The 6,735-nt window shown below is 70.4% G+C and carries 4 protein-coding genes; all 4 read left to right on the top strand.

Going from position 1 to position 6,735, the window contains the following annotated elements:
• Positions 1-653: 653 nt before the first annotated feature.
• The 4 genes from GRF61_RS22725 to GRF61_RS22710 all read left to right on the top strand — a co-directional run bounded on the left by GRF61_RS22725 (position 654) and on the right by GRF61_RS22710 (position 6,662).
• Complete coding sequence (locus GRF61_RS22725; protein WP_169152900.1) at positions 654-1,805, top strand: sigma 54-interacting transcriptional regulator; 1,152 nt, start codon at positions 654-656, stop codon at positions 1,803-1,805.
• Positions 1,802-2,605, top strand: a complete 804-nt coding sequence (gene folE2, locus GRF61_RS22720; RefSeq protein WP_169152899.1) for a GTP cyclohydrolase FolE2 — start codon at positions 1,802-1,804, stop codon at positions 2,603-2,605. Before GRF61_RS22725 ends, folE2 begins: the two co-directional genes overlap by 4 nt.
• Before the next feature lie 501 nt (positions 2,606-3,106).
• Positions 3,107-4,861, top strand: a complete 1,755-nt coding sequence (locus tag GRF61_RS22715) for an ABC transporter ATP-binding protein (protein ID WP_169152898.1) — start codon at positions 3,107-3,109, stop codon at positions 4,859-4,861.
• Positions 4,854-6,662, top strand: a complete 1,809-nt coding sequence (locus GRF61_RS22710; RefSeq protein WP_169152897.1) for an ABC transporter ATP-binding protein — start codon at positions 4,854-4,856, stop codon at positions 6,660-6,662. The genes GRF61_RS22715 and GRF61_RS22710 overlap by 8 nt, the downstream gene beginning before the upstream one ends.
• Positions 6,663-6,735 lie beyond the last annotated feature (73 nt).

Raw genomic sequence — 6,735 nt, 5'->3', positions numbered from 1 at the left:
CGGCGAGGCGGGCAGGGCGGGCGCCTGCGGCGCGCGCTGCTCCACCGGCCTGGCCTGGGCGGGGCCGGCCGGTTCGGGCCGGGCGGGGTGCTCCGACGGCGGACGTGGCATCAGCGAGGGCGAACTGTTCCGGGCGGGAATGGGGCTGCGAGTCGAGGAGCTGAGAGTCGGCAGGGACACGGAAGTGCGACCGGCAAAGTCGAAGCCGGCCTTTCAGCAATTAGCGGTCCACGGCGCCATGCCCGCGGGCACTGGGCTGGCGCCGGTCCGGCCGCGGCCCGCATGTTGCGGGCGCAGCATTTCCTGTTGCGACTTGCTGCGCTTGCAGCAGCCGGCGTGGCGGAGGCGAACCGGGCGGGCGCGTGGCCGGCGCGCTGCTTTCCGCGCGGATACGCGGACTTGCGGCCCGCGATGCGGGCGGAGCGCGACTGGGTGCGCTTCTTGCTGAATTCCGCCGAAAACAGCGGGCAAAGGCGCAGCCCGTCTGTACCGAAAACGAAACGACAGGGGGCGCGAACTGGCACGGGGCGGGCATTGCAGCCGCAACCCGCTGGTCATATTCGTGAAACGATGGATTACAAGTCACTTAATCTTGGTTGGCCGCGCTCGGGCGGTGGACGATCCTTTTTGCGACGCAAAACGAAGGATCGACGATGAGCCAATCTGTGTATCAACTGCACGACGACGGGAAGCGGGAGGCGGCGCCGCTGCTCACCTTCTCTTCGCCGGAGGCGCATTCCCTCTCCATCCGGGCGCGTGCGCTGGTGTTCCACGATCCGCGCTCGGTCGGCCTGCTGGAAGAGGTGGGCCGGGTCGCGGCCAGCGAAGCCACCGTGCTGATCGTCGGCGAGACCGGCACCGGCAAGGAGCTGATCGCCCGCCACATCCACCAGCAGAGCGGTCGCAACGGCCCCTTCGTGGCGGTGAACTGCGGCGCCTTCAGCGACAACCTGGTCGAGGCCGAGCTGTTCGGCCATGAGGCCGGCGCCTACACCGGCGCCTCCCAGGCCCGCGCCGGCTGGTTCGAGGCCGCCAACGGCGGCACCCTGTTCCTGGACGAGATCGGCGACCTGCCGCTGGCCATGCAGGTGAAGCTGCTGCGGGTGCTGCAGGAGCGCTGCGTGGTGCGCATCGGCGCGCGCAAGCCGATACCGATAGACGTGCGCCTGGTGGCGGCGACCAACGTCGATCTGGCCCGCGCGGTGCGCGCCGGCAACTTCCGCATGGACCTGTATTACCGCCTCAACGTCGCCTCGGTGCAGCTGCCGCCGCTGCGCGAGCGGCCGGGCGACATCATGCCGCTGGTATGGCACTTCGTGGACCGCTACCGGCGCAAGCTGGCGCTGCAGTCGGTAACGCTGAGTTCCGCCGCCGAATGCGCGCTGCTCAACTACGACTGGCCGGGCAACATCCGCGAGCTGGAGAACGTGGTGCATTACGCCCTCATCGTCTCCCGCGAAGGCAAGGTGGACGTGGGCGACCTGCGCCTGCCGCGCGGTGAGGCCAGCCTGCTGGCGGCGGCGCCGGGCAGCTGGAACGCCGAGCCGGTGGCCGAGGGGCCGCGCCTGGCCTGCGTGATCCGCCGCATGCTGGAGCAGGGCCACGAGCGGCTCTACGAGGCGGTGGAGGAGGAGCTGGTGAAGACCGCCTTCGCCTTCTCCCGCGAGAACCAGGTGCAGACGGCCAAGCGCCTGGGCATCTCCCGCAACGTGCTGCGCGCCCAGCTGAAGCGCTTCGGCCTGCTGGGCGCCGGCTGGCAGGCGCCGGGCGAGGAAGCCGCCGGCGAGGAGGCCGCCGAGTCGTGAATGCACCGGATTTCCTGCGCCTGCCGGATGTGCAGGCGAGTGCGGATGAGCGCGCGCTGGCGATACAGCGCGTCGGCATCCGCGGCCTGCGCCATCCGCTGGCGCTGCGCGGCGCCGACGGCACGGTGGCGCACACCGTGGCCACGGTGGAGAGCACGGTGGCGCTGCCGACCGCGGTGAAGGGCGCGCACATGTCGCGCTTCGTCGCCGTGCTGGAGGAGTCGCGCGGCACCGTGTTCGACAGCGCCGCCTTCGCCGCCCTGCATGCGCACATGCTGGCGCGGCTGGAGTCGGAGCGCGGCCGCATCCAGTTCCGCTTTCCCTGCTTCCTGCAGAAGCGCGCGCCGGTGTCCGGCATCGCCAGCCTGCTGGACATCGACGCCACGGTGGAAGTGGACGGCGCTCTCGGCGAGCCGCCGCGGCAGACCTTGAGCCTGGTGGTGCCGGTGACCAGCCTGTGCCCCTGTTCCAAGGAGATTTCCGCCTACGGCGCCCACAACCAGCGCTCTCACATCACCCTGACGGTGGCACCCCGTGCGCCGCTGAGGCTGGACGAGCTGGCGCGGGTGGCGGAGGAGGAAGCCTCGTCCGAGCTGTACGGCCTGCTCAAGCGCGCCGACGAGAAGTGGGTGACCGAGCGGGCTTACGAGAACCCGAAGTTCGTCGAGGATCTGGTGCGGGATATCGCGCTGCGTTTGCGCGGTGACAGCCGGCTGGCGGCGTGGCGGGTGGAGTCGGAGAACTTCGAATCCATCCATAACCATTCGGCGTATGCGCTGATTGAGAGCGAGGGGATTTGAGGGGGCTTTTTCGTCCTGCGGGGAAGAGGGCTGAATTGAATAGGTGCTTGGCGCCCTTGCGGGCGACCCCTCTCCCCAACCTTCTCCCGCGAGGAGAGAGGGGGAAAACCTGCGGAGACGGGTAGGCCAAATACATCCTTGCGGCCTGGACTCTTGCTGCTGGGCGTTACAGTCGCCGTGAAGGAATTCATGCACTGAACCAGGCCACCAATCCAGCGCGGGTTTTACTCTCTTCCTTGAGCAGAGCTGGGAGACGCCCTGGGGGAGGAGTTGGCTCGGCGCATGAGCCCGGAGCGCCCTGTGGCATGGAGGCCGCAGGGCCGGGGCGCGGCCTCGAAATCACCTCATGGGCCCTGACGGGCACTCCCCCTCTCCCGAACTTTCCCCCGCGAGGGAGGGGGGCAAAACCCCTCACCGCGATACCGCTCTTGGCTTGCCAAGCACCGCACCTGAAACCCATCCTCCCTCAACCCCACCAGTCTCCCCAAACAACAAGAAAGCATGCTGAAACTCCTTTCCTACCTCCGGCCGTACTGGGTAGCGAGCCTGCTCGCGCCGCTGCTCATGGTCCTGGAAGTGTCCATGGACCTGATGCAGCCACGCCTGATGGCGAGCATCGTCGACCAGGGCGTGATGCAGGGCGATCTCGCCCAGGTCGGCCGGAGCGGCCTGCTGATGCTGCTGTGCGCGCTGCTCGGCCTGGTCGGCGGCGTGGGCTGCACGGTGTATTCGAGCAAGGCGGCGGTGGCCTTCTCCAGCGACCTGCGGCGCGATCTCTTCGCCGCCACCCAAGCCTTCAGCTTCGGCAACCTGGAGCGCATCGGCACCGCCTCGCTGATCACCCGGCTGGGCAGCGACGTCGCCCAGCTGCAGCAGTTCGTCATGATGCTGCTGCGCGTCTTCGTGCGCGCGCCGCTGCTGGTGCTGGGCAGCATGGCGATGGCGCTGAACATCAGCCCGGCGCTGGCGCTCATCCTGCTCGCGGTAGTGCCGCCGCTGTTCGGCGTGCTCTACCTGCTGATCCGCTGGTCGGTGCCGCTGTTCGCCCAGGTGCAGCAGAAGCTGGACGCGGTGAACCTGGTGCTGCGGGAGAACCTCGCCGGCATCCGGGTGGTGAAGGCCTTCGTCGGCGGCGAGCGCGAGCGCAGGCGCTTCGACGCCGCCAATGCCGACTACGCCGGGGCGGCGATACGCGCCTGGCACATCGTCACCCTCAACGTGCCGCTGCTCACCTTCGCGCTCAACTGCGCCATCGTCGCCGTGCTGTGGTTCGGCGGCCTGCGGGTGGAGGCGGGCAGCCTGAGCGCCGGCGAGCTGGTGGCCTTCATCAACTACGCCACCATGATCCTGTCCTCGCTGACCTCCATCGGCATGCTGCTGATGAACTACTCCCGCGCCAGGGTGGCGGCGGAGCGGGTGAACGCGGTGTTCGCCGAGCGACCGGAGATCGTCGCGCCGGAACAGCCGCGGCAGCCGGAGAAACACGGGGCGGGGGAGAGCGGCCTCGGCCTGGAAGTGGTCTTCGACCGGGTCACCTTCCGCTACCCCGGCGCGCTGCGGCCGGCGCTGGAAGACCTGACGCTGACGGTGCCGGCCGGTGCCACCGTCGCCCTTTTCGGCAGCGTGGGCGCCGGCAAATCGGCGCTGCTGGGGCTGGTGCCACGCTTCTACGATGCGGAGGAGGGCGCGCTGCGGGTGGCCGGCATGGACCTGCGCCGGCTGGACCCGGCCTGGCTGCGCGGGCAGATCGGCTATGTGCAGCAGGAGACGGTGCTGTTCTCCGGCAGCGTGCGCGACAACATCCGCTACGCCAGCCCGGCGGCAGACGCCGCGGCGGTGGAGGCCGCCGCCCGCGCCGCCCAGGCCCACGACTTCATCCTGCGCCTGCCGCAGGGCTACGACACCGTGCTTGGCCAGCGTGGCGCCGACCTTTCCGGCGGCCAGCGCCAGCGCCTCGCCATCGCCCGCGCGCTGCTGCCGCGGCCGCCCATTCTCATCCTGGACGACGCCACCAGCGCGGTGGACCTCGCCACCGAGGCGCGCATCCTCGGCGGCATCAAGGCGCTGCTGCCGCGGGCCACCTGCCTGATGGTGGCGCAGCGCGCCGCCGCCGCGCTGGCCGCCGACTTCGTCGTGGTGCTGGAGCAGGGCCGCATCCTCGCCCAGGGCAGCCATGCCGAACTGATGAGCACATCCGCCGCCTACCGCGAGATCCACCGCGGCCACGCCGCGCTTGAGAAGGTGTTCCATGATTAGGCCGCAACCGCTGCAGGGCATCGCGCCCCAGCCCGCCGCCGGCGCCGGCAGCGCCCGCGATACCGGCTCCACCCTGCGCCGGCTGTGGGGCGGCATCGGCGCCCAGCGCGGCGGCATGGTGCTGGCCTTCGTCCTCACCCTGGCGGGCATCGGCCTCGGCCTGCTCGGCCCCTGGCTCATCGGCCGGGTGGTGGATGTCAATGTGGTGCCGCGCACGGTGGACGGCCTGGCCGGCGCCTGCGTGCTGCTGCTGGCGGTCTACCTCGGCGCCGCCGCGCTGGCCTGGGCGCAGTCGCGGTTGATGATCGTGGTATCCCAGCGCACGGTGACTGCCCTGCGCGGCCGCCTGTTCGCCACCCTGCAGGGCTTGCCGCTGGCCTTCTTCGCCCGCCGCAGCCACGGCGAGCTGATGAGTCGCGCCACCAACGACATCGAGCTGATCGCGCTGTTCCTCAACCAGGCGCTGCCGCAGCTGCTCACCAGCGTGGTGATGCTGTTCGGCTCGCTCGCCATCATGCTGTGGCTGGACCCGTGGCTGACCTTGCTGGCGCTGCTGGTGGTGCCGCTGGTGGCGCTGGCCACCCGCGCGGTGGCGCGCCGCACCCGGCGCCACTTCTCCGCCCAGCAGGCGAGCATGGGCGAGCTGAGCGGCTTCATGGAGGAAACCCTGTCCGGCCAGAAAGTGGTGCAGGCCTGCCGCCGCGAGGGCGAGGCGCTGCGCACCTTCGCCGGCCTCAACGCCCAGGTGCGCGAGGCGGCCACCCGGGCGCAGATCATGGCCGGCACCATGGGGCCGACGATGAACGCGATGAACAACACCGCCTACGCGCTGATGGCGGCGGTGGGCGGCTGGCTGGCGCTGCGCGGCCACACCTCCATCGGCGTGGTCATCGCCTTCCTCAACTACTCGCGCCAGATCGAGCGGCCGATCAACGACTTCGCCAACCAGTTCAACCTCGCCCAGTCGGCGCTGGCCGGCGCCGAGCGGGTGCTGGACATCCTGGACCAGGCCGGTGAGCCCGGCGGCGGCGCGCGGCCGGCGGCGGTGCGCGGCGAGGTCGAGTTCCGCGCCGTGTCCTTCGGCTACCAGCCGGACAGGCCGGTGCTGCGCGGCATCGACTTCCATGCCGCGGCCGGCAGCAGCATCGCCCTGGTCGGGCCCACCGGCGCCGGCAAGAGCACCATCGTCAATCTGCTGATGCGCTTCTACGAGGCGGACGCCGGCGCCATCCTGGTGGATGGCCGCGACATCCGCGAACTGGACCGCGAAGCCCTGCGCGCCCACTGCGGCATGGTGCTGCAGGAGCCGCAGCTGTTCTCCGTCAGCGTGCGCGAGAACATCCGCTTCGGCCGGCCGCAGGCGAGCGACGCCGAGGTGGAGGAGGTGGCCCGCCTGGTGCAGGCGGACGACTTCATCCGCGGCCTGCCGCAGGGCTACGACACCCCGGTGGCCGGCAATGGCGGCAAGCTCAGCCAGGGCCAGCGCCAGCTGCTCACCATCGCCCGCGCGCTGCTGGCCGACCCCGCCATCCTCATCCTGGACGAAGCCACCAGCAGCATAGACAGCCGCAGCGAAGCCCAGCTGCAGGCGGCGATGAAGCTGCTGTTGCGCGGTCGCACCAGCTTCGTCATCGCCCACCGCCTGAGCACGATAGAAACGGCCGACCGCATCCTGGTGATTGCCGGCGGCCGCATCGAGGAAGCCGGCACCCATGCGGAATTGCTGCAGCGGCAGGGGGTGTACCACGGGCTGTACCGGAGTCAGCTCGGAGGGGTGGAGAAGGCGGCGGAAACCGCCTGAATCCAGAGCCCAGCGTCGGCCGGGCCGCGCGGTTTTTCTCCCCTCTCCCCTTGCGGGAGAGGGGGCGGGGGAG

Source organism: Azoarcus sp. TTM-91 (assembly GCF_012911025.1).
Lineage (GTDB): Bacteria > Pseudomonadota > Gammaproteobacteria > Burkholderiales > Rhodocyclaceae > Azoarcus.
This window is presented reverse-complemented; position numbering and strand designations above follow the sequence as displayed.

Coding starts and splice junctions, on each gene's coding strand:
- GRF61_RS22715 (WP_169152898.1), top strand. CDS start 3,107: ATGCTGAAACTCCTTTCCTACCTCCGGCCGTACTGGGTAGCGAGCCTG.
- GRF61_RS22725 (WP_169152900.1), top strand. CDS start 654: ATGAGCCAATCTGTGTATCAACTGCACGACGACGGGAAGCGGGAGGCG.
- GRF61_RS22710 (WP_169152897.1), top strand. CDS start 4,854: ATGATTAGGCCGCAACCGCTGCAGGGCATCGCGCCCCAGCCCGCCGCC.